The organism is Mycolicibacterium neworleansense (assembly GCF_001245615.1).
Classification (GTDB): domain Bacteria; phylum Actinomycetota; class Actinomycetes; order Mycobacteriales; family Mycobacteriaceae; genus Mycobacterium; species Mycobacterium neworleansense.
Genome location: NZ_CWKH01000001.1, coordinates 1,305,943 through 1,325,541 on the forward strand (window position 1 = coordinate 1,305,943; position 19,599 = coordinate 1,325,541).

The 19,599-nt window shown below is 65.7% G+C and carries 22 protein-coding genes and 1 tRNA gene; 9 read left to right on the forward strand and 14 right to left on the reverse strand.

The annotated features are described in order from the left end of the window. The first annotated feature begins 128 nt into the window (after positions 1-128). The 3 genes from BN2156_RS06265 to BN2156_RS06275 all read left to right on the forward strand — a co-directional run bounded on the left by BN2156_RS06265 (position 129) and on the right by BN2156_RS06275 (position 2,523). Entirely contained in the window at positions 129-1,484 is a 1,356-nt protein-coding gene (locus BN2156_RS06265; protein WP_090511437.1) for an aromatic ring-hydroxylating oxygenase subunit alpha, read from the forward strand. Continuing rightward, positions 1,484-1,993 (forward strand): hypothetical protein, encoded by a 510-nt coding sequence (locus BN2156_RS06270; RefSeq protein ID WP_090511439.1) that lies wholly within the window; start codon positions 1,484-1,486, stop codon positions 1,991-1,993. Before BN2156_RS06265 ends, BN2156_RS06270 begins: the two co-directional genes overlap by 1 nt. Positions 1,994-2,055: 62 nt before the next feature. Further along, complete coding sequence (locus BN2156_RS06275) at positions 2,056-2,523, forward strand: GtrA family protein (protein ID WP_235625221.1); 468 nt, start codon at positions 2,056-2,058, stop codon at positions 2,521-2,523. Positions 2,524-2,536: 13 nt separating this feature from the next. On the opposite strand, the gene BN2156_RS06280 is transcribed toward BN2156_RS06275, so the two are convergent. From BN2156_RS06280 to BN2156_RS06295, 4 genes are all read right to left on the reverse strand, one after another. Then, a complete protein-coding gene (locus tag BN2156_RS06280; protein ID WP_090511442.1) occupies positions 2,537-3,907 on the reverse strand; it encodes an LLM class flavin-dependent oxidoreductase in 1,371 nt (456 codons plus the stop codon). Between the two features lie 101 nt (positions 3,908-4,008). Then, positions 4,009-5,079, reverse strand: coding sequence for a M42 family metallopeptidase (locus BN2156_RS06285; RefSeq protein ID WP_090511445.1), 1,071 nt, complete (start codon positions 5,077-5,079; stop codon positions 4,009-4,011). A gap of 54 nt (positions 5,080-5,133) precedes the next feature. After that, a complete protein-coding gene (locus BN2156_RS06290; protein WP_090511447.1) occupies positions 5,134-5,952 on the reverse strand; it encodes an acyl-CoA thioesterase domain-containing protein in 819 nt (272 codons plus the stop codon). Positions 5,953-5,996: 44 nt separating this feature from the next. Further along, the gene (locus BN2156_RS06295; RefSeq protein ID WP_090511450.1) at positions 5,997-6,695 is read right to left on the reverse strand and encodes an MBL fold metallo-hydrolase; all 699 of its coding nucleotides are present in this window, start codon (positions 6,693-6,695) and stop codon (positions 5,997-5,999) included. A gap of 50 nt (positions 6,696-6,745) precedes the next feature. On the opposite strand from BN2156_RS06295, the gene BN2156_RS06300 reads away from it, so the two are divergent. From BN2156_RS06300 to BN2156_RS06310, 3 genes are all read left to right on the forward strand, one after another. After that, positions 6,746-7,567: a serine hydrolase gene (locus BN2156_RS06300; RefSeq protein ID WP_235625222.1), complete on the forward strand. Its 822-nt coding sequence runs from the start codon at positions 6,746-6,748 to the stop codon at positions 7,565-7,567. 74 nt (positions 7,568-7,641) lie between these two features. Continuing rightward, positions 7,642-8,409, forward strand: coding sequence for a DoxX family protein (locus tag BN2156_RS06305; protein WP_090511451.1), 768 nt, complete (start codon positions 7,642-7,644; stop codon positions 8,407-8,409). A 9-nt stretch (positions 8,410-8,418) separates the two neighbouring features. Beyond that, the gene (locus BN2156_RS06310) at positions 8,419-8,949 is read left to right on the forward strand and encodes an RDD family protein (protein ID WP_090511454.1); all 531 of its coding nucleotides are present in this window, start codon (positions 8,419-8,421) and stop codon (positions 8,947-8,949) included. Between the two features lie 61 nt (positions 8,950-9,010). Here the strand turns inward: BN2156_RS06310 and BN2156_RS06315 are convergent, their stop codons facing one another. Next, on the reverse strand, positions 9,011-10,453 hold the full coding sequence (locus BN2156_RS06315) for a GntP family permease (RefSeq protein ID WP_090511456.1): 1,443 nt from the start codon (positions 10,451-10,453) through the stop codon (positions 9,011-9,013). Next, positions 10,450-10,965: a gluconokinase gene (locus BN2156_RS06320; RefSeq protein WP_090511459.1), complete on the reverse strand. Its 516-nt coding sequence runs from the start codon at positions 10,963-10,965 to the stop codon at positions 10,450-10,452. Before BN2156_RS06320 ends, BN2156_RS06315 begins: the two co-directional genes overlap by 4 nt. Before the next feature lie 123 nt (positions 10,966-11,088). On the opposite strand from BN2156_RS06320, the gene BN2156_RS06325 reads away from it, so the two are divergent. Together BN2156_RS06325 and BN2156_RS06330 are read left to right on the forward strand one after the other, a co-directional pair. Further along, on the forward strand, positions 11,089-11,805 hold the full coding sequence (locus tag BN2156_RS06325) for a FadR/GntR family transcriptional regulator (RefSeq protein ID WP_090511462.1): 717 nt from the start codon (positions 11,089-11,091) through the stop codon (positions 11,803-11,805). A gap of 8 nt (positions 11,806-11,813) precedes the next feature. Then, positions 11,814-12,701, forward strand: a complete 888-nt coding sequence (locus tag BN2156_RS06330) for an SCO6745 family protein (protein WP_090511465.1) — start codon at positions 11,814-11,816, stop codon at positions 12,699-12,701. Between the two features lie 6 nt (positions 12,702-12,707). Here BN2156_RS06330 and BN2156_RS06335 read toward each other — a convergent pair whose 3' ends face one another. From BN2156_RS06335 to BN2156_RS06365, 7 genes are all read right to left on the reverse strand, one after another. Next, positions 12,708-13,034: a YnfA family protein gene (locus BN2156_RS06335; protein ID WP_090515568.1), complete on the reverse strand. Its 327-nt coding sequence runs from the start codon at positions 13,032-13,034 to the stop codon at positions 12,708-12,710. Between the two features lie 132 nt (positions 13,035-13,166). Continuing rightward, positions 13,167-13,913 (reverse strand): ABC transporter ATP-binding protein, encoded by a 747-nt coding sequence (locus BN2156_RS06340; RefSeq protein WP_090511468.1) that lies wholly within the window; start codon positions 13,911-13,913, stop codon positions 13,167-13,169. After that, positions 13,897-14,751, reverse strand: coding sequence for an ABC transporter ATP-binding protein (locus BN2156_RS06345; protein ID WP_090511470.1), 855 nt, complete (start codon positions 14,749-14,751; stop codon positions 13,897-13,899). The genes BN2156_RS06340 and BN2156_RS06345 overlap by 17 nt, the downstream gene beginning before the upstream one ends. After that, entirely contained in the window at positions 14,748-15,950 is a 1,203-nt protein-coding gene (locus tag BN2156_RS06350; protein ID WP_090511473.1) for a branched-chain amino acid ABC transporter permease, read from the reverse strand. Before BN2156_RS06350 ends, BN2156_RS06345 begins: the two co-directional genes overlap by 4 nt. After that, positions 15,947-16,984, reverse strand: coding sequence for a branched-chain amino acid ABC transporter permease (locus BN2156_RS06355; RefSeq protein WP_090511476.1), 1,038 nt, complete (start codon positions 16,982-16,984; stop codon positions 15,947-15,949). The genes BN2156_RS06350 and BN2156_RS06355 overlap by 4 nt, the downstream gene beginning before the upstream one ends. A gap of 83 nt (positions 16,985-17,067) precedes the next feature. Beyond that, complete coding sequence (locus BN2156_RS06360; RefSeq protein WP_162490743.1) at positions 17,068-18,279, reverse strand: branched-chain amino acid ABC transporter substrate-binding protein; 1,212 nt, start codon at positions 18,277-18,279, stop codon at positions 17,068-17,070. Between the two features lie 197 nt (positions 18,280-18,476). Then, positions 18,477-19,103, reverse strand: a complete 627-nt coding sequence (locus tag BN2156_RS06365) for a two-component system response regulator PdtaR (RefSeq protein ID WP_090511481.1) — start codon at positions 19,101-19,103, stop codon at positions 18,477-18,479. Positions 19,104-19,187: 84 nt separating this feature from the next. Here BN2156_RS06365 and BN2156_RS06370 point away from each other — a divergent pair. Further along, positions 19,188-19,264: transfer RNA gene (locus BN2156_RS06370), tRNA-Leu, on the forward strand. A 33-nt stretch (positions 19,265-19,297) separates the two neighbouring features. Here BN2156_RS06370 and BN2156_RS06375 read toward each other — a convergent pair. Then, on the reverse strand, positions 19,298-19,531 hold the full coding sequence (locus tag BN2156_RS06375; RefSeq protein ID WP_235625223.1) for an Mtp family mycobacterial-type pilin: 234 nt from the start codon (positions 19,529-19,531) through the stop codon (positions 19,298-19,300). Positions 19,532-19,599 lie beyond the last annotated feature (68 nt).

Consider the following 19,599-nt stretch of genomic DNA (forward strand, 5'->3'; position numbering starts at 1 on the left):
ATTGAATATACGTCTATGTATAGTAGTGATCGCAGTCACAGCCACTCACCGAGGCGCCGACAGAGCCGGGCGTCCCCGGCCGTCGGCGACACCTCACCGCCCACAATTCGATCGAGGAGGTCCTGCCCGTGCAGACAGCACGCCCCGGAGATTGGGTCGAGAACGCCACCTGCCTGGACGACATCGCACCCGATGCGTATCGGATGGAGATTCCGACGAGCCGTTACGTCGCGCCGGAATTCGTTGCCCAGGAGCGTGATTCGATCTGGAAGAAAGTCTGGCAGGTGGTAGGCCGAGCCGACGAGTTGATCAAGGCCGGCGACTGGAAGCAGTACCAGATCTTCGATCAGTCCTACCTCATCGTGCGGGGCAAGGACGACAGGATCCGGGGTTTCGTCAATGCCTGCCGCCATCGGGGCAATGTGCTGTGCCGCGAGGCGCGCGGAAACGCGAAGCGCGGCTTTCTGTGCCAGTACCACCTGTGGTCCTACGACCTGGACGGTCGCCTCAAGGGCATGTTGCGTGAAGCGCTGGCCGGGCCGATCGACAAGGACACCCACGGACTCATCGAGGTCTCGGTGGATACTTTCGCCGGATTCGTGTTCCTCAACCCGGATCCGGATGCGGCGCCCCTGGCGGACTTCATCGGCGACGAGGTCGCCACGATGCTGGCGCCCTACCACCTCGACGAGATGGTCACCGTGATGGACGTGACCGAGGCCATCGACTGCAACTGGAAGGTCGTCCTCGACGCCTTTCAGGAGGGCTATCACATCAACGGCATACACCCGCAACTGTTGCGAGTGATCAACATCGACCCCGCCACCAGTCGGTACCGGTTCTTCGAGCAGCACAGCGTGTCGATGGCACCGTTCGACGTCGTCGGCGCCACCCCGGAACAGCAGGTCGACGGCATCATGGACCTTCCCGAGACGTTCCCGTCCACTGTCGCGGTGATCCCCCGGTTCTCCGAACTCGTCGCCGAATACCGCGGCGACGACGGCACGTTGACATTCCCCGACGGGGTCACCGCCCGCACTCTGCTGCAGAGGGCGACGCGAGACACCTTGACCGCCATGGGACTTGACGTCAGCGGGCTGACAGATGCGCAGATGAGCGACAACCACGGCTGGGTATGGTTCCCGAACTTCTTCATGACCATCCGCGCCGGCGAAGCGCACATCATCATGTCACTGCCCCACCCCGACGGGGATCCCAACCGCTGCATCTGGCACGTCGCGAGCTACATGTGGTTGCCGGACGAGGCGAAAGCCGCCTTCACCGCTGAACCGATCGTCGTCGACGAGGCGGGCAGCTACAAGTATTTCGAAGCACTGCAACAAGATTACGAGCAGATGCCCCGCCAGCAGATCGGATTGCGCAATACCGCGCTCAAACACATGGCGTTGGTCAAGGAGGAAGTGGTGATCGCCCATTTCCATGCGGTCGTTGACAAGTACCTGGAGTCAGCCGGCACCCACTGATGATCGACCAGGTTGCGAAACATACTACAGAACAGGAGTTTTCGTTGAAGCATGTCAGTGAGGTGGTCCACGATCACAATGGGCGCAGCCGTGCGGCGGTGCAGTACGCGGTCACCACCAAGCAACTCGTGGACGCCGCCAAACAACCCGGCTTCGGGGTCGAGGGCTGGGCACCGCTGGCGGACCTGGTGGCCGTCGACGAGTTCGAGCGGGTCGGCAATTTCAAAGAGGTGATGAATTGGGAGCAGTACACCGACTTCCTCACCAACTGGGCCACCGCGTCGGAATGGGACGGCTTGTTCAAACGAGTCAGCGAGGTCGACGGCGTGGTGTTCCTCGAGCTCGAGGAACGCACCAAGATGGGTGATTTCGAGTCGGTGGTGAACTCGGTCTCGGTGTATGAGTTCACCACCGAGGACAAGATCCGTCACATCGACGTGTACCTGCAGATGGCGTTGCCGAACACCGAGATGCTGACGAGCTACGAGGGGGTCGAGATCGCGGACTGAGCAACCAGTGGAGTTTGCTCAGTGCTCACGGAACTGACACCTTCCGATGCCACGGTGACCAGGTGCGGAGCGAACCCGGCCAGGTGTCCACGGCCGAGCGGTTTCACCGGATCTGTGTCCAGGTGGTTCGGCGCCTGCCCGCGCCGCTGAATTCGCTCGTAGCGCCCACATTCCTCGGCTTCGTGGTGATCAACAGCTTCACCTTCGGCGTCGATCTGGCGATTCTGACGGTCCTGCACGGGGTGTTGCGGCTGCCTCTGCCACTCGCGGTCACCCTCGGGTATGCCGGAGCATTCGGCCTCGCGTATTACCTGAACCGGACACTGAACTTCCGCTCGCACGCTGCCGTCGGTCCTCAGCTCACGGTGTATGTGGTGGCGGTCGTGATCAACTACCTGGCGTTCATCCTCGGGGTATCCAGCGGGCTGGCGGCCCTCGGTGTCGAGTACCACCTGGCCCGGATCGTCGCAGGCGGCTGCGAGGCGGTCTTCATGTACAGCGCCATGCGGTGGGTCGTGTTTCGCCGCTGACGGCGCCCGTGCGTCAGCCGGCCAGAGATTCGGCGAGGTCGCGGTAGCCTGCTGCCCGGTGCGACTCGGGCAGCCGTGGACCACGTCCGAACAGCTTGTTGCGCAACGTGCCCTCCCCATAGGAGGTCTTGTACAGCCCGCGTCGCTGCAATTCCGGCACCACGTGATCGACGAAATCGACGAACGAACCGGGAGTGATCACGTTGGTCAGGTTGAAGCCGTCGACATCGGTCTCCTCGAACCACTCCTGCAGCTCGTCGGCGACTTTCGTGGGCGACCCGACGGTGAAGCCGCCCTCCGCGTCGATCGATTTCGAGTCGATGAAGTCACGCAATGTCCACTGTCCCTGACCGAACGTCTCCACCGAGGACTTCAGGAACTCATTGTCGGTCACCGCCACCGGATCATCGAGGTCGAAACGTGAGAGGTCCGTACCCAGCCACCCGGACCACAGCGCCAACGTCCCTTCCGGATCCGTATACCGCCGAAACTCGTCGTAGCGGGCTTGCGCGGCCTGTTCGGTCGCCCCGGTCACCACCACATGCCCGTTCACGATCTTGACGTCGTAGGGGTCACGGCCGGCCGCTGCCGCCCGGCTACGGATATCGGCCACCGCCTCGCGCAACAGGTCCTTGGTCGGCGCCCCGATGAAGATCACCTCTGCGTTCTCCGCCCCGAACTGGCGGCCACGATTCGACGCTCCGGCCTGATAGAGCACCGGGGTGCGCTGCGGCGACGGTTCGCACAGATGGATGCCGGGCACGCGAAAATGCTTGCCGTCATGGGCGATCGGGTGCACCTTGGCCGGATCGGCATAGGCCGGCCGTCCCGGCGCGGTGCCCACCGCATCGTCCTCCCACGAACCCTCCCACAACTTGTACAACACCTCGGTGTACTCATCGGCGATGTCGTAACGGTCGGCATGCGGGACGATGGTGTCCAGACCGTGGTTCCGCGCCGCACTCTCCAGGTACCCCGTGACGATGTTCCACCCGACCCGCCCTTTGGTCAGGTGATCCAGCGTGGACATCCGGCGGGCGAACGAGTACGGGTGCTCGAACGAGGTGGCTGCCGTGATGCCGAAGCCCAGATCGGTTGTCACAGTCGCCATTGCGGGCACCACAAGCAGCGGATCGTTCACCGGCACCTGGGCGCCTGCGCGCAGCGCGGCCGCCGGACCTCCCCCGTACACGTCGTAGATTCCGAGCACATCGGCGATGAACAGGCCGTCGAACAGGCCGCGCTCGAGCAACCTGGCCAGGTCCAGCCAGTAGCCGATGTCCTTGTAGCGCGCCGCCTGTGAGTCCGGGTGCCGCCAGGTACCGGCCACGATGTGGGCCACACAGTTCATATCGAACGCATTGAGCACGATCTGGCGTGTCACGGTAGACCTCCGGCAAACAGGGCACGGGCTGACGAATCTCCCGCGGGCGGCGAAACTATCCGCCAACCCGCACGCCGAAACAAGGGATCAAATCCGGTCGATCAAAACCGCGTTACGAATTCGGCCAGGACGTCGGTCACCGCGGCGATGGCGCTTCGTGAGATCACCTCGTAGCCGTGCGTACTGAGGGTGGGCAGGCACAACAGCCCGGCCTGGGGCGAGAGCCCGGAAGCTTTCGTGTGTGACGCATCAGACTCGAAGGCGCCGAGCACCGCGGCCTGTGGCGAATAACCGAGCTCCCGTGCGATTTCACACAGGCGATCGGCTACGCCTTTGTCATACACGCACTGCGCGTCGCTGTACGCCACTATCGGCCCGCCGGTAACCGTTGTGCCGTACTCCGCCTCGGTCGGTCCGACTTCCACCGCCAGCGTGAGATCCCCGGGCAGGGTCCGGCAGGCGTGGGCCGCTCCGACCCCGCCGACCTCTTCGTTCGTCGTGAAAACCAGGTACAGGTCGCCGGCCGGGCCCCGGCCGGTGTCACGCAGCCGGCGGGCGAGCAGGATCAGGGCGAGTACGGCGGCACGATCGTCCATGAAATAGCAGCCGACATACTCGCCCACCTCGATCAGTTCACGCTTGCTCCGATCGATGCAGACCCTGGTGCCCGGCCCGACCCCCGCCTTGGCCAACTGTTCGGGCTCCAGGCCGGTGAATACGTAGACGTCTGGCCAATCCAGCGCCTTGTCACCCTGGTCCGGCTTGGTCTGCCAGACGTGCTGGGTCTCCTGGGTGGTGTGCTCTGAGCCCAAAGCGAGGACTCCGCACAGGGTTTCGTCGTTGCCCAGAATCGCGACCGGGCCCAGACCGAAATTGGCCGGGTACATCGTGCCCAGCGGGGTCAGTCGCAGCGTGCCGTCCGGCTCGATTCGTTTGACGAGCATGGACAGTTCATCTAGGTGGGCCAGCACCCGGGTGGTCGCGGCGTCTTGCTCTGATCCTTTGATGAGCGCGACAAGGTTACCGGCGGCGTCGGTCGAGAGTCCGTCGACGAGGTGTTCCAATTCTCGGCGGCAGACCGCGCGAACCTGGTCTTCCTGGCCGCAGGGCCCGTATGCCGACAAGAGTTCCTGCAACAGCGCACGTTCGAACCCGTCATTCAGCTCGGCCACACCTGCTGGATTGCCGGCGGAGCCGAACTGGAAACCTCCCGGTCGCTCAGGTGATCACCGCGGCGCGGATCGCTCCGGGAACGGGTCGTTGGAGAAGTCGATCTGGGCTGCCGGATTGCTGATTGCGGTGACGAGGCCGGTGCCGAACGCCCCGGCACTGTCGAACAGCGTCGACGCGCCCACGGCGATGCCTTCGGCGGCCAGGTGTGAATCGGCCTGCACCCCGATCCACTCGTCGACGGGCAGCCGCGACAATGCCACCGTCAGGTCGCCGTTGATGTAGCCGACGCCGGCGGTGCCCAGGTTCGTCACCAGGCTGGTGCCCTCGGCCGCCATCGCCGCCCGCACGAACGGCGAGTTCGCTTGCCCCTGCACCACGGTGATGGTCCGGTTCATGAACCGCTTGCGGGACGCGTTCTGATGCTCGGCGATGGCGCGACTCCAACCGCCCGCGTCACTGCCCATATACGTCGTCCGGTCCTCGTCGAGTGCGGCCGGCGGTTCAAAGCCGGTCGCTGCGGACCATTCCTCACCACGCGGGGGTGCGCTCAACCGGTATTGCACCAGCGTGGCGCGTGCCACGGTCACGCCGTCCTGTACGAGCTCGCATTCAGAGTTGCGCACTCGCCGGCCATCGCGGACCAACGCCACCTTCGTGGTGGTCGGCACCCCGCGCGCGGCCTTGAACAAGTCGACCGTCAACCGGGCCGGCAGGAACTCGGGCAGGCCGAACGCCGACTCCAGCGCCCGTGCGGCCAAACCCACGAGCGCCGGGCCGTTGAGGTGGTCCTCACCCCAGTGGCTCTGCGCAAAGCGGGTCGGCTGGAACCGGTCCTGCTCGGACTGCACGAAATGGGCGTCAACCTCGGTCATCGGCGAATCGTCGCATATGGGCTAACTAAATTTGTCGGCGGGGATCACGAAGCGCTGCGGGCGCTCAACCACCGCTGCTGGAGCCGGATGAAATGAGCGTCGACGACGGCGCCGTGCCCGGGCACGAACACGGCGTCCTGCCCGCCCGCGGCCAGTACCGCCTCCAGCGTCGCCGGCCAGGCCGCGAGATCGGAATCGGCGTCGACGACCGGATCACCAGACTGCTCGATGAGGTCCCCGCAGAACACCACGGTGTGCTTGTCCGGCACGGTGACGATCAGGTCGTGGGTGGTGTGGCCCCGGCCGGGGCTGCAGATGCTCACGGTCCGGACACCGAGATCGATACGGCCGTCGCATAATTGGTGCGTGGCGACCGGCAGCCCCGTGATCGCCTGGTCGACCTCGTCGGCGGCTGCGCCATGGCTCACCGCGTCCGTGCGCAGATGCGTCCGGCCGGAGTCCATCGTGGCGGCAACTTCTGGTGCGCAATAGATTTCGGCATCTTTGAACCAGGAGCAGCCGAGGATGTGGTCAAAATGATTGTGGGTCAGGACGATATGGCCGACGCGCTGGCCCGTCAGCGCTTCGACATCGGCCTCGATGCCGCGAGCCTCGGCCAACGTGGTGCCCGAATCTATTAACAGGGCGTGCGTGCTGCCGCTGACCAGTCCGACCGTGACATCGAGAAACGGCAAGCGGGTGCGCCATATGCCCCCGCCCAACTGTTCCCAGTCGTAATTCACTGCCCACCGTCGATGCCGGCAATGTGTCGCACGCCTGCGAAGCTACTCCCATGCGCCGCCTCCTGTTCTGTGTTTGTGTCCTCGTCGCGATCGCCTGTGGCATCGCGATCCCGCCGGCGAGCGCAGCCTGCAGGGCCGTTACGGACTGCGACTTCGCCGAACGCATCGCGGCCGCAGACGCCTATCTTGCGACCCGTCCCGGCACCGTCGGATACGTGTTGCGCGACCGCGCCACCGGTGCCGTCTACCGGAACGCTCACGCCGGCGAACAGGTGTGGACGGCGTCCACGATCAAGCTCGGCATGGTGGTCGACCTACTGGCCAGGCAACGTGCCGGCACCGTGTCGCTGACCGATTCGGACCGCGCGTTGATGGCGGCCATGCTGCACTCATCCGACGACGACGCCGCCGACACCCTGTGGTCCCGGTACGGCGGCGCCGACCACCAAGCGTTCAACGCCGATTTCCCGGCCTACGGCCTGACGGGGCTACAACCGCAGCGCGGGTACAGCCGCATCTATCCGTACTGGGGCTTTCAGAAGGCCACCCCAGAGGATCTGGACCGCTTGATGGCGTACACGCTGACCAGCCTTCCCGCGGCCGAGACCGCAGGCATCGTGGATGCGCTCCAGCATGTGGACGCCAACCAGCAGTGGGGTGTCTGGGGCGCCGGACCGGAGATGGATCCCGGCAACAAGGACGGCTGGTCACTCGAACAGGGCGGCTGGGTCGTCAACAGCGTCGGTTTCGCCGGACCGCAGCAGCGCTACACCTTGGCCATCATGAACGCGCTCGGTGATCAGGGCGGCTATGACGACGGCGTTCAGACCACCACTCACCTCAGCGAACTGCTCCTGGCCGGGCGACGGTGAACTGACCGCACAGGTTTGCCGTAGCGGGCTGTGGGAACTCCTAGCCCATGTTGATCAGACGAATCGCCCGCCCCATGCTGTCTGCGACCTTCATCGCCCGAGGTGTTGACACCCTGCGCGACCCGAGCACCTCCACCGAGTCGACGCGCCGAACCCTGGGCGCCCTGAGCTCATTACCCGGTCCGGTCGGAGCCGAGGTACCGAACAATGCGAACACGGTCGCCCGCGTCAATGCCGCGGTCCAGATCGCAGGTGGGCTGCTGCTGGCGGCCGGGCGAGCGCCCCGGCTGACGGCGGCTGCCCTGGCTGTCACGATGATCCCGAACAGCATCGGTTCGCAGGCGTTCCTGAAGGATTCGGATCCAGAACAGGCCGCGCGGCATCGCCGCGAGTTGCTCACCGATGTGAGCCTGCTCGGCGGTCTGATCATCGCCGCGGCCGACACCGCCGGCAAACCGTCGCTGGCCTGGCGCGGACGCCGGGCCGCACGCCAGGTGTCGGCCAGCGTGGCCGCTGCCGTTCCGGGCGTGGCAGCCGGCGGTGACACCCTCGCCGACAGCGCGATCGCCGAGAAGATCGGCCACAGTCTGGCCGTCGGCGCCGAGCGGGGCCGCGAGCTGGCCGACGCGGCCGTGGAGCGGGCGTCCGAATTGGCCTCCGAGTTGGCCCAACTCGCGCGTGAACACGGACCTGAGGTTGCCGACGCCGCCCGGGCCCGGGCAGGTGAGTTCGCGCTCGTCGCCCGCGAACGTGCGCCCGAGCTCGCCGAGGCCGCCCGCGAACGCTCCGCTGCGCTGGCCGATCTCGCACGAACCCAACTCGACCAGCGCCGTGATCGGTAGCGTTATGGCATGAGCACGGGTGACTATCAACCGGAATTCGGTCAATACGGACAACCGGGTGGCTATCCGCCGCCCTATGGCGGACAGGTGCCGGGCGGCTATCCCCCGCCGTACGGCACGCAGACCCCGGGCGGCTTGGGGCGGCGCTTCTTCGCGCGGGTGATCGACGGCATCATCGTCGGGATCGTGGCGTTCTTCCTGTCGTTCATCACCGATTCGCTGTCGAATTACTGGGTCACGGGCCTGTTCAGCGGATTGCTGATGTTCGTCTACTTCGTCGGTCTCGAAGTGGCGACGGGCGCGACACCGGGCAAGAAGCTCCTCGGCCTGGCGGTGCACGGCGCGGGTAACACACCCAAGCCGACGGCCAAGGAGTCAGCGATTCGCAACGCGTTCACCCTGCTGCCGATCATCCCGTTCGTGGGCGGCTTCCTGGGCATCATCGCGATGATCGTCATCGCGGTGACCATCAGCGCCAGCCCGACCAAGCAGGGCAAGCACGACGAACTCGCCGGTGGCACGCAGGTGGTCCGAGGCTGAAAACCGTTGCGTGAGGTGCCTGTTGGCTCAGGCACCTCACGCAGGGGTTGGTGTTACCGGCTCAGATGACCAAACCGAGCAACAGCACGAACACCAGACCGGACACCGACAACACGGTCTCCATCAGAGACCAGGATTTGATGGTCTGACCGACGGTCATCCCGAAATACTCCTTCACGAGCCAGAATCCGGCGTCGTTGACATGTGAGAAGAACAGGGAGCCGGCGCCCACCGCGAGCACGACCAGCGACACCTCGCCGGAGCTCATCCCCTCGACCAACCCCAGCATCAGTGAGGACGCGGTGATGGTGGCCACCGTGGCCGAACCCGTCGCCAACCGGATCAGTACCGCCAACACCCAGGCCAGCAGTATCACCGAGAGATTCGCGCCCTTGGCCCATTCGGCGAGCAGGGTGCCGATCCCGGTGTCGACCAGAACCTGCTTGAACCCGCCACCGGCCGCGACGATCAGAATGATGCCGGCCACCGCGGGAAGCGAGGACTCAACGCATTTCACGATCTGGTCGCGGCTCATCTTCGCGCCGCCACCTAGGGTGAACATCCCGACGACCACCGCGATCAGCAACGCCATCAAAGGCTGGCCGAGGATGTCGAACGTCTGCCGCAGCAGATGCGACTTGTCGTCGACGAAGATGTCGACGAGCGCCTTGCCCATCATCAGTGCCACCGGCAGCAGAACGCTGAAAATCGTGACGCCGAAACTCGGCCGCGTCTTCGTCTCGGTGGCGGTCGCGGTGGCCTCGGAGCCCGCGGTGGCCTCGGAGCCCGCGGTCCGGCTGTCCGTGGCGTCGAAGCGGTCCGGGACCTCAAGGACGACCCAGCGTCCGGCCAACCTGCCGAACAACGGACCCGCCACCACGATGGTCGGGATGGCCACCAGCACCCCCAGCGCCAACGTGACACCGAGGTCGGCGTTGAGCAATGAGATGGCGGCGACCGGTCCCGGGTGCGGTGGGACGAACCCGTGCATGGCCGACAGGCCCGCCAGCGCGGGGATACCGACCGTGATCAAGGACAGTTGAGAACGACGGGCCACCAGGTAGATCACCGGCATCAACAACACCAGGCCGATTTCGAAGAACATCGGCAGACCGATGATCGCGCCCACCAACGCCATGGCCCACGGCAACATTCGCGGTGACGCATGCCCGACGATGGTGTCCACGATCTCGTCCGCGCCCCCGGAGTCGGCCAACAGCTTGGCGAACATCGCACCGAGCGCGATCAGTATCCCGACGCTGGCAGCAGTGGAACCGAAGCCGCTGGAGAACGAGGCGAGCACGTCGCTGACGTTCTCGCCCGCGGCCATGCCGACGGTCAGCGCGCCGAAGATCAGAGCCAGGAACGGATGCAGTTTGACCAGCGTGATGAGCACGACGATCAGGGCGATGCCGGCCAGCGCGGCCAGAACCAACTGCACGCCCCCCGCCACCGGTTCGACCAGTTCCGTCCCGGCTGCAAGATGAGTGAGCGCCGAGGTCATCGGTTCTCCTGTTCTTTTGTCTCAGTGTCGGATTGGGCCACATATTCATCGACGATGGCGTCGATGCTCTGATCCACGTCGATGGCGATACCGGCCTCATCCGGGCCGAGCGGCTCCAACGTCGCGAACTGGGAGTCCAATAGGGCCGCCGGCATGAAATGGCCCGGCCGGCTGGCCTGGCGTCGGCGGATCACCTCGGGTGATCCGCTCAGAAACAGGAACACGACATCTGGGCAGTGGCGCCGCAATTGGTCGCGGTACTTGTGTTTGAGGGCCGAGCAGCTCATCACGCCGCCGTTGTGGTGCTTGGCGAGCCATTCACCGATCGATTCCAGCCACGGGTAGCGATCGTCGTCGTCGAGCGCATGGCCTGCGGACATCTTGGCGATGTTGGCGGCGGGATGAAAGTCGTCGGCGTCGGCGAACGGCACCCTCAAGCGTTGTGCCAGTGCTGCGCCGACGGTCGACTTGCCCGACCCCGATACGCCCATGACCACCACTGGTGAACCCATACGACCGCCTCGTGCTGTGTGTCTGCCGTCACACAGCATGGCTTAAAAAGCATACTTTTGCAATACCCAGCTCATTACGTCTGTTCTTTAGTCCCTCACTGCCCAATATGACACGATGTAACCGTGTCCTCGCCATCAAACGTCGGAGCGTTGCACGCCAACCTGCTCGCCGCCCTCGGTACCGGAATCGTCTCGGGCGAGCTGGCCGCCGACCAGGTGCTGACGCTGGACCAGCTCAGCACCGAGCACGAGGTGTCTCGCAGCGTGGCGCGTGAGGTGATCCGGGTGCTGGAGTCGATGGGCATGGTGGAGTCGCGACGCCGCGTCGGAATCACGGTGCAGCCGTCGCGCAAGTGGAATGTGTTCGATCCCAGACTGATTCGGTGGCGCTTGCGCGCCGGAGACCGCGCTGCCCTGCTGGCGTCGCTGTCCGAGCTGCGGCGGGGCTTCGAACCGGCCGCCGCAGCACTTGCCGCCCGGCGGGCGAACCCTGACCAGTGCCGCATCATGGCCGCGGCCGTCTCCGACATGGTGGTGCACGGGCGGGCCGGGAACCTCGACGCATACCTGTTGGCGGACAAGGTTTTCCACCAGACACTCCTGGAAGCCAGCGGCAACGAGATGTTCCGCGCCCTCAACGACGTGGTGGCCGAGGTCCTTGCCGGGCGTACCCAGCACGGGCTGATGCCGGACTCCCCCAATCCTGCCGCCATCGAACTGCACGACGAGGTGGCCCGGGCCGTCCGGTTGCGCGACGAGGACGCGGCAGAGCGGGCCATGCGGGCGATCATCGACGAGGCGGCCACCGCGGTCACCAACAGTGACCGGCCCGGTGCTTAACTAGCGTCATGGGTCGTTCTCCCGCACTGGCGCGTCGTTTCTTCGATCGACTGGAACCGGTGCACGCGGTCACCTACTTCGCCCCGGAGCCGCGTGCGGCCCTCGACGCCCTGGGCTACCGCGGTTTCTGGATGGGCTATTTCGCCGCCCGCTCAGCCCCGCTTGGCATCGTGCCGGCGGAAGTCGTCGCCGCCGCGTTCTACAACTTCACCGCCGAGCGGGTCGCCAAGGCGCTCCCCGCGGCCTGGGACACGGCAAGTCCGGCAACGCTTTTGCAGGTCCGGTCGGACTCGGCGGTCGCGGCGCTGCGTCGATCCGGGGTGACCGACTCCGACTCGACCCGCCGGGCTGCCGAGCTGACCGCCAAGGCCGCCCGCACGGCCCCTCTCGACGGCCGTCCGCTATACGCGGCGAATCGGGCTTTGCCGTGGCCCGAGGAGCCGATCGCCGAACTCTGGCACGCCGTCACCCTGCTGCGCGAGCAGCGCGGTGATGCGCATATCGCGGTGCTGGTGGCCGAAGGGATCAGCGGCCGGGAATGCAATGTGCTGCACGCCGCGGCCGGCCGGGTGCCGCGCGAAATGATCATGCGTAGCCGCGATTACGACGAGGACCAGTGGGCGGGCTACGTGGAGCAGTTGCGCTCGCGTGGCTGGTTGGACGGTGCGGGCGAGCTCACCGACGCCGGCCGGGGCGTCAAGCAGGCCATCGAGGACCGGACCGATGCCCTGGCGCTCGGTGCGCTCGACGCGTTGAGCGACGAGGAGATCACCGAGCTGTTCCGGGTGCTGACGCCGATCACCCGGCAGGTGGTGGCCGCCGGCGATGTTCCGGCCGCCACGCCGATGGGGCTGAGTCGCGATGACCTCGAGGACGACAGCTCCCATCTGAGCTGAACCGGATCAGCGCGGCGCGTACATGATCAGCCCGACGCCGATCAGCGCCACGAGCGCACCGGCGACATCCCAGCGGTCCGGCCGGAAGCCGTCGGCAACCATGCCCCACAACAACGAACCGGCGATGAAGACCCCGCCGTAGGCGGCCAGGACGCGGCCGAAGTGGGCGTCGGGCTGGAAGGCGGCGACGAAACCGTAGGCACCCAGCGCGATCACCCCGGCACCGACCCACACCCAGCCGCGGTGCTCGCGCACGCCCTGCCACACCAGCCAGGCGCCGCCGATCTCCAGCACCGCGGCGAGGGCGAACAGCACGATCGATTTACCTACCATCACCACCTCAGCGTGCCGTGAGGGTGCGCAAATGTCGGGTTCTGCTCGGCGTGTCGCCGGCAGACGCGCACGCTCGCGGTGCTGGAGGTGCTGGAGGTGCTGGAAAACACGGTGGCGGGATAAGTGCGTGGGTTACGCGACGCCGAGGTAGGCGGCGCGAATGCTGTCGTCCGCCAACAGTTCCCGCGCGTCACCGGTGCGGGTGACGCTGCCGGTCTCCAGGATGTAGGCCCGGTCGGACCGGCTCAGTGCCTGCTGGGCGTTCTGCTCGACCAGCAGCACCGTGGTGCCCTGGGCGTTGATCTCGGAGATGATCTTGAAGATCTGCGAGATCACCATCGGCGCCAACCCCATCGACGGCTCGTCCAGCAGCAGCACCCTGGGCCGCGCCATCAACGCCCGGCCGATGGCCAACATCTGCTGCTCCCCACCGGAGAGCGTGCCGCCGACCTGGTACCGCCGTTCGGCCAGCCTCGGGAACGTCTCGAACACCCAGTCCAAGCGCTCGTCATGTTCGGCGCGGGTCGCGAATTTGCGCCCATAGCATCCCATCTCGAGGTTCTCCACCACCGTCATGCCGGGGAAGACCCCACGGCCCTCAGGCGCCTGGATCAGTCCGTCGATCACCCGCTGATGCGCCTTCACCCGGGTGATGTCACGGCCCTCGAACCAGACCGAACCCGAGGTCAGCGGTCGCAGACCCGAGATCGCCCGCATCATCGTGGTCTTGCCGGCCCCGTTGGACCCCAGCAGCGTGACCAACTCCCCCTCATGCACCACCAGCGAAACCCCGTGCAGCGCCTTGATCCGGCCGTAGTGCACCACCACGTCACGCACCTCGAGCAGCACCTCAGGGCCGGCCTCAGCCGAGTTCGTCATCGGGCACCCCCAGATAGGCAGCGATGACCTTCGGGTCCTCGCGGATTTCGTGCGGCAATCCGTCGGCGATCTTGCGGCCGAACTCCAGCACCACGATGCGGTCGGTCACGCCCATCACCAGACGCATGTCGTGTTCGATCAACAGCACGGTGTAGCCGTCGTCGCGGATCTTGCGGATCAACTCGATCAGCGAAGCCTTCTCGGCCGGATTGAACCCCGCCGCCGGTTCATCGAGGCACAGCAGCTTGGGCTCGGTGGCCAGGGCACGAGCGATCTCCAGGCGGCGCTGATCACCGTAGGGCAGGTTCTTGGCCTTCTCCTCGCCGCGGTGCGCGATCCCGACGAAGTGCAGCAACGCAGCGGCCCGTTCGATCGCCGACCGTTCCTCACGACGATGCCGCGGGGAGCGCGCCAAGGCGCCCGGCACCGAGGTCTTGTGCCGCGCATCGGTTCCCACCATGACGTTCTCCAGTGCGGTCATCTCGCCGAAGAGACGGATGTTCTGGAAGGTGCGGGCGATACCACGACGGGTGATCTGGTGACGCTTGATCCGGCCCAACGGGGCGCCGTCGAACACGACCGACCCCGCACTCGGCCGGTAGACACCCGTGATCGCGTTGAAGCACGTCGTCTTGCCCGCGCCGTTGGGTCCGATCAGGCCGAGGATCTCACCACGACGAATGTCGAAACTGACCGAGTCCAGGGCCACCAGGCCACCGAACTTGACCGTGAGATCCCGTGTCTCCAGCAGGGTCTCGCCCTCGGCTGCCTGGATGTCGCGGTGTACCCCGGCCAGCTCCTCGACGCTCTCGGTCACTCCGGGCATGGGCTCGCTCATCCCACCGGCTCCTTGTCCGTGCCACCGCGCAACAACTGTCGAGCCGATCTTCCATAGGTCAACAGCTGTTGGCGGACCGGGAACAGGCCCTGCGGCCGGAAGATCATCAGCACCACCAACGCCAGACCGAAGAACAGATACTTCAGGTCACCGAGGTTGATGCCGAGGAATTCCACACCCAGCAGCCGGTTGGGCAGATATACGACGATGAAGGCGCCGAAAATGACACCGAGCTTGTTGCCCTGCCCGCCGAGCACCACTGCACACAGGAACAGCATCGAGTTGATGATGTTGAACGTCGGCGGTGCGACGTACTGAACCTGGCCGGCATACAGCGCACCGGAGAGCCCGCCGATCGCGGCGCCGATGACGAACGCCCACAGCTTGAACCGGAAGGTGTTGACGCCCATGACTTCCGCGGCGTCCTCATCCTCACGGATCGCCACCCAGGCGCGTCCGACCCGGCTGCGCTCCAGATTGCCGACCAGCAGCAAGATGCCGATCATCAGGATCAGGCCCAGCCAGAACCACCAGGTGCCGTAGTTCGCCTCACCGGCCGAGTTGCCGCTGGAGAACACCCCGTTGGGCAACTCCTCGCTCTCCCCCAGCCGCGGATAGGCGACCTGGTTGAGCCCTCGCGAGCCGTTGGTGATGTCGGACAGGTTGTCGGCGAGCAGCCGGATGATCTCACCGAAGCCGAGCGTCACGATGGCCAGATAGTCGCCGCGCAATCGCAGGGTGGGCGTTCCGAGGATCAGCCCGGCCAGTGCGGTGACGGCCATCGCCAGCGGCACGCACGACAGCCAGGCCCAGTCCTTGCTGAAGAAGCCGTCGGGGCCCACCTTGTTCCACGGGCTGTCGGGACTGGTCAGCAGCGCCACCGTGTAGGCACCCACCGCGTAGAAGCCGACGTAACCGAGGTCGAGGAGGCCGGCCTGCCCGACCACGACGTTGAGGCCGATGGCGATGATGGCGACCATCGCGAACTGGGCCATGGTGCCACCGAAACTGATCCCCGGGGTGGCCAGGAAGCTCGGGGTGAACAGCGGCAGCAGGCCCAGCAGCGTGAATCCCACTATGCCGACAAGCCATTTGGCCATCCGCGGCAGAGTCGACCACGCTTCGCGGATGGCATCGCCGGGGGCCAGCAGCGTCTTGGTCACCGACCCGGCGGACTCTGAACCGTGATGCTCGCTCATACCCGCGCCTTCCCGAGGCTTTCACCGAGTATGCCGGTCGGCCGGAACAGCAGGACCAGCACCAGCAGGACGAACGCGACGACGTCGCGCCACTGCGTTCCGAACACCGCCTGCCCGTAGTTCTCCATGATGCCCAGCAGCAGGCCACCCAGCAGGGCGCCGCGCAGGTTGCCGATACCGCCGAGCACCGCCGCCGAGAAGGCCTTGATGCCGAGTAGGAATCCGCCCGAGTAGATGATGCCCTGCGGCACCTTCAACGTGTAGAGCAGCGCCGCGGCGCCCGCCAGCAGGCCGCCGATGAGGAAGGTCCGCATGATGATGCGCTCGCGCGAGACACCCATCAGCGTGGCGGTGGTCGGATCCTGTGCGACCGCCCGGATGCCGCGGCCGAACTTGGTGCGGTTGATCGCGATATCGGTCAGCAGCGCGAGGACCAGCGCGGCGCCCACGATCACCAGCGTCACATTCGACACCGAGGCACCGAAAATCGTGAACTGGGTTTTCGGCTGGACCAGGACGATGGGCTGTTGAGCGTTGCTGCCGCCGTACCCCTTCAACAGCTTCGGTAACACGAAGTGCACGAACTCCTGCAGCACGAACGACATACCGATGGCCGTGATGAGGAACGTCAGGGCGCGGGCGTTGCGTTTTCGCAGTGGCCGGTAGGCAATGAACTCCAGACCGACCGCCGCCGAGCCCGAGACGAGCATCGCGAACAACATGGCGATGCCGAGATACAGCACGGTCAGTGCCACGCCCTTGTTGTAGGCGTTGCCGCTCGGGGTGAACCCGAGGATCACGTCCAGACAAAAGTAGGCGCCGAACATGCCAAGCATGAAGATCTCGGAATGGGCGAAGTTGATCAGGCGCAGCACACCGAACACCAGGGTGTAGCCCACCGCCACCAGCGCATAGATCGCGCCCCAGGACAGGCCGTCGATGGTCAACTGCCAGAAGCCGTCTCGCAGGCCGTCCAGGTTGAAACTGATGTTGGCTGCCAGGCAGGCGGACTGCTCGACGCACTGGTGGATCATCCGGTGGCGGCTCCTGACTCCGTGATGTGAAGAGAAACGCGTCCGAGTCCGGGCTACGGTCTCGGACGCGTCTCGTCAGAGGACTACTTGACTTCGTACATCCAGATCAGGGTCGTGGTGAGCTCCCCCTTGTCCGTCCACTGGTACTTGCGGGCCACGCCCTGGCCCTCGTAATTGCGGACGAAGTCCAGCAGTGCCGGACGGGTGATGGCGCCGGAGTCGATGCCCTTGAGCAGGATGGTGCCCAGGTCATAGCCCTCGGTGCTGTAGGTGCCCGGGGCCTGACCGAACTTCTGCGTGTACTCGTCGGCGAACGATCCGGTGGCCGGGCCGCACGGGCAGGACAGCAACGCGCCCTTGGACGATTCACCGGCCTGGTCGACGAACTGCTGGTCCTTGGTGCCGTCGGCGCTGACGAAGGTCGCCGTCACACCGCCGTCCTTGAGCTGCTGCACGAACGGTGCGGCCTCGGAGTAGTACCCGCTGTAGAACACCGAATCCGGAGCGGCTCCCTTGATCTGGGTGACCGCGGCCGAGAACTCCTTGTCGCCCTTCTTCACCGAAATGTTGCACGACGAATCGGCCACCGGGCCAAGCGTTTCGCGTACCGCCTCGGCCAGGCCCAGCCCGTAGTCGGTGCTGTCGTCGACCACGCACACCTTCTTGTTGCCCAGCGTGTTCTTCAGGTAGTTGGCCACCGAGGGACCCTGGACGCCGTCGTTGGCCAGGCCGCGGAAGAACGTCCGCCACCCGTTCTCGCTCAACGTGACGTTGGTGGCCGATGCGGTCGCCGCGACCAGGCCGGCCTGGTTGAAGACGTCGCCGGTGGCCTTGGTCTCGCCGGAGAATGCCGGCCCGATCAGGCCGATGATGAACGCCTCGTCGACGATCTGCGGCGCCACACCGGTGGCCTTCTGCGGATCGCCTTCGGTGTCATAGCTCTTGAGTTGCACCTGGCAGCCGGAGTTGGCGGCGTTGTGCTTGTCGATCGCGAGCTGCACACCGTTCTTGATGTTGATACCCAGGGCGGCGTCCGGACCGTTGAGCGCACCCATCATGCCGATCATCACCGGCGGGCAGGTGGCCTTGCCGTCGCCTGCGGGGTCGGCGGGCGTGACTCCCTCGGCAGCCTTCACCTCGGCACCGTTCTCGTCGATCTGGACCTTCTCGACGATCTTCAAATCGGTCTGCGATGTCTCGCCTTCCGGCGAGGACTGGTTGCAACCGGCAATCGCCAGGGCAACCACACCCGCACTTCCGAGAGCAAATGCTTTCCGTGCCACGCGACCGCGCACGCTTCACCTCCGGGTCAGAGTTGTCAGCGGCACCGGCGCCCTGGCCCTGTGGGGGCTGGGCGCCGGAGCTTCGGGTAGAACATAGCCAACGACCGGCCCCGGTGCGGGATGTTGAGTGAATGGTTCTGCCGCGGATCCTGGCTGAACGCGGAATATCGGTCCGGGGGAAACGCACAATTAACAACCGGGCCCGCCGGTCAGCTCTCCTGAGCGGGTGCTTCCTCGGAATCCTCGAGCGTTTCCAGCACCACCTCGGCCACCCTTTTCATGGTGGTGCGGCGGTCCATCGCGGCCCGCTGGATCCACTTGAACGCCTCGGGCTCGGTCATCTGATGTTTGCTCTGCAGCAAACCCTTGGCCCGCTCCACCAATTTGCGGGTCTCCAGCCGGTCCCCCAGCGTCGCCACTTCGTTCTCCAGGGCGGCGATCTCGCTGAACCGGCTGACCGCCACCTCGATGGCCGGCACCAGGTCGGTGATGCTGAAGGGCTTGACCAGGTACGCCATCGCCCCGGCATCACGGGCCCGTTCGACCAGCTCGCGCTGGCTGAACGCGGTCAGGATGACGATCGGGGCGATGCGCTTGCTGGCGATCTCCGAGGCGGCGTCGATGCCATCGCGACGCGGCATCTTGACATCCATGATCACCAGGTCCGGGCGCAGCGACTCGGCAAGCTCGACGGCCTCCTGGCCGTCACCGGCTTCACCGACGACCTCGTAACCCTCTTCGCGCAGCATCTCGGCGAGATCGAGGCGGATGAGCGCTTCGTCCTCGGCGATGAGCACGCGGCGTGGTCTGTCAGCGTCGTTCGGTGACCCGGTCATGGGAGACATTGTGTCGTGGAGGCCGCCGTTCGGCGACCGCGGGGCCATCCTCTATGGTGGTAAGGCCGCAGTACAGATCGGCACGCCCTCGTATCCCAACTGGCAGAGGAAACGGATTCAAAACCCGTACAGTGTGAGTTCGAATCTCACCGAGGGCACCACCACACGCCAATCGGCTCCTGGCTGATCGGTGATCAGAAACCCGGGCGCCAATCACCACGTCCGTGCCAGTGCCCGCGGTCACGAGCCTCGCCGTCGAAGTAAAAGTCGTCATGGCACCGGTCGCCACCCCAGTTGAAACCCCATTCGGGGTGCCAGAACTCCCCCGGGCACCAGTGGTAATCCGGCGGCGGCGCCATGGGCGCCGCCTGCGCGACAGCTCCGCCCAGACCCGCGAGACCGATACCTGCGGCAAGTACCGCTGTCATTGCCGCAACACGTGCTTTCGTCTTCATGTTGTCAGGCCTATCACCCGACCCCCGGCCTACCGCTGCCA

Coding starts and splice junctions, on each gene's coding strand:
- BN2156_RS06310 (WP_090511454.1), top strand. CDS start 8,419: ATGAGCACGGGTGACTATCAACCGGAATTCGGTCAATACGGACAACCG.
- BN2156_RS06305 (WP_090511451.1), top strand. CDS start 7,642: ATGCTGTCTGCGACCTTCATCGCCCGAGGTGTTGACACCCTGCGCGAC.
- BN2156_RS06315 (WP_090511456.1), bottom strand. CDS start 10,453: ATGACCTCGGCGCTCACTCATCTTGCAGCCGGGACGGAACTGGTCGAA.
- BN2156_RS06270 (WP_090511439.1), top strand. CDS start 1,484: ATGATCGACCAGGTTGCGAAACATACTACAGAACAGGAGTTTTCGTTG.
- BN2156_RS06365 (WP_090511481.1), bottom strand. CDS start 19,103: ATGACCGGGTCACCGAACGACGCTGACAGACCACGCCGCGTGCTCATC.
- BN2156_RS06290 (WP_090511447.1), bottom strand. CDS start 5,952: ATGACCGAGGTTGACGCCCATTTCGTGCAGTCCGAGCAGGACCGGTTC.
- BN2156_RS06330 (WP_090511465.1), top strand. CDS start 11,814: ATGGGTCGTTCTCCCGCACTGGCGCGTCGTTTCTTCGATCGACTGGAA.
- BN2156_RS06340 (WP_090511468.1), bottom strand. CDS start 13,913: ATGACGAACTCGGCTGAGGCCGGCCCTGAGGTGCTGCTCGAGGTGCGT.
- BN2156_RS06355 (WP_090511476.1), bottom strand. CDS start 16,984: ATGATCCACCAGTGCGTCGAGCAGTCCGCCTGCCTGGCAGCCAACATC.
- BN2156_RS06345 (WP_090511470.1), bottom strand. CDS start 14,751: ATGAGCGAGCCCATGCCCGGAGTGACCGAGAGCGTCGAGGAGCTGGCC.
- BN2156_RS06320 (WP_090511459.1), bottom strand. CDS start 10,965: ATGGGTTCACCAGTGGTGGTCATGGGCGTATCGGGGTCGGGCAAGTCG.
- BN2156_RS06335 (WP_090515568.1), bottom strand. CDS start 13,034: ATGGTAGGTAAATCGATCGTGCTGTTCGCCCTCGCCGCGGTGCTGGAG.
- BN2156_RS06375 (WP_235625223.1), bottom strand. CDS start 19,531: ATGACAGCGGTACTTGCCGCAGGTATCGGTCTCGCGGGTCTGGGCGGA.
- BN2156_RS06300 (WP_235625222.1), top strand. CDS start 6,746: ATGCGCCGCCTCCTGTTCTGTGTTTGTGTCCTCGTCGCGATCGCCTGT.
- BN2156_RS06350 (WP_090511473.1), bottom strand. CDS start 15,950: ATGAGCGAGCATCACGGTTCAGAGTCCGCCGGGTCGGTGACCAAGACG.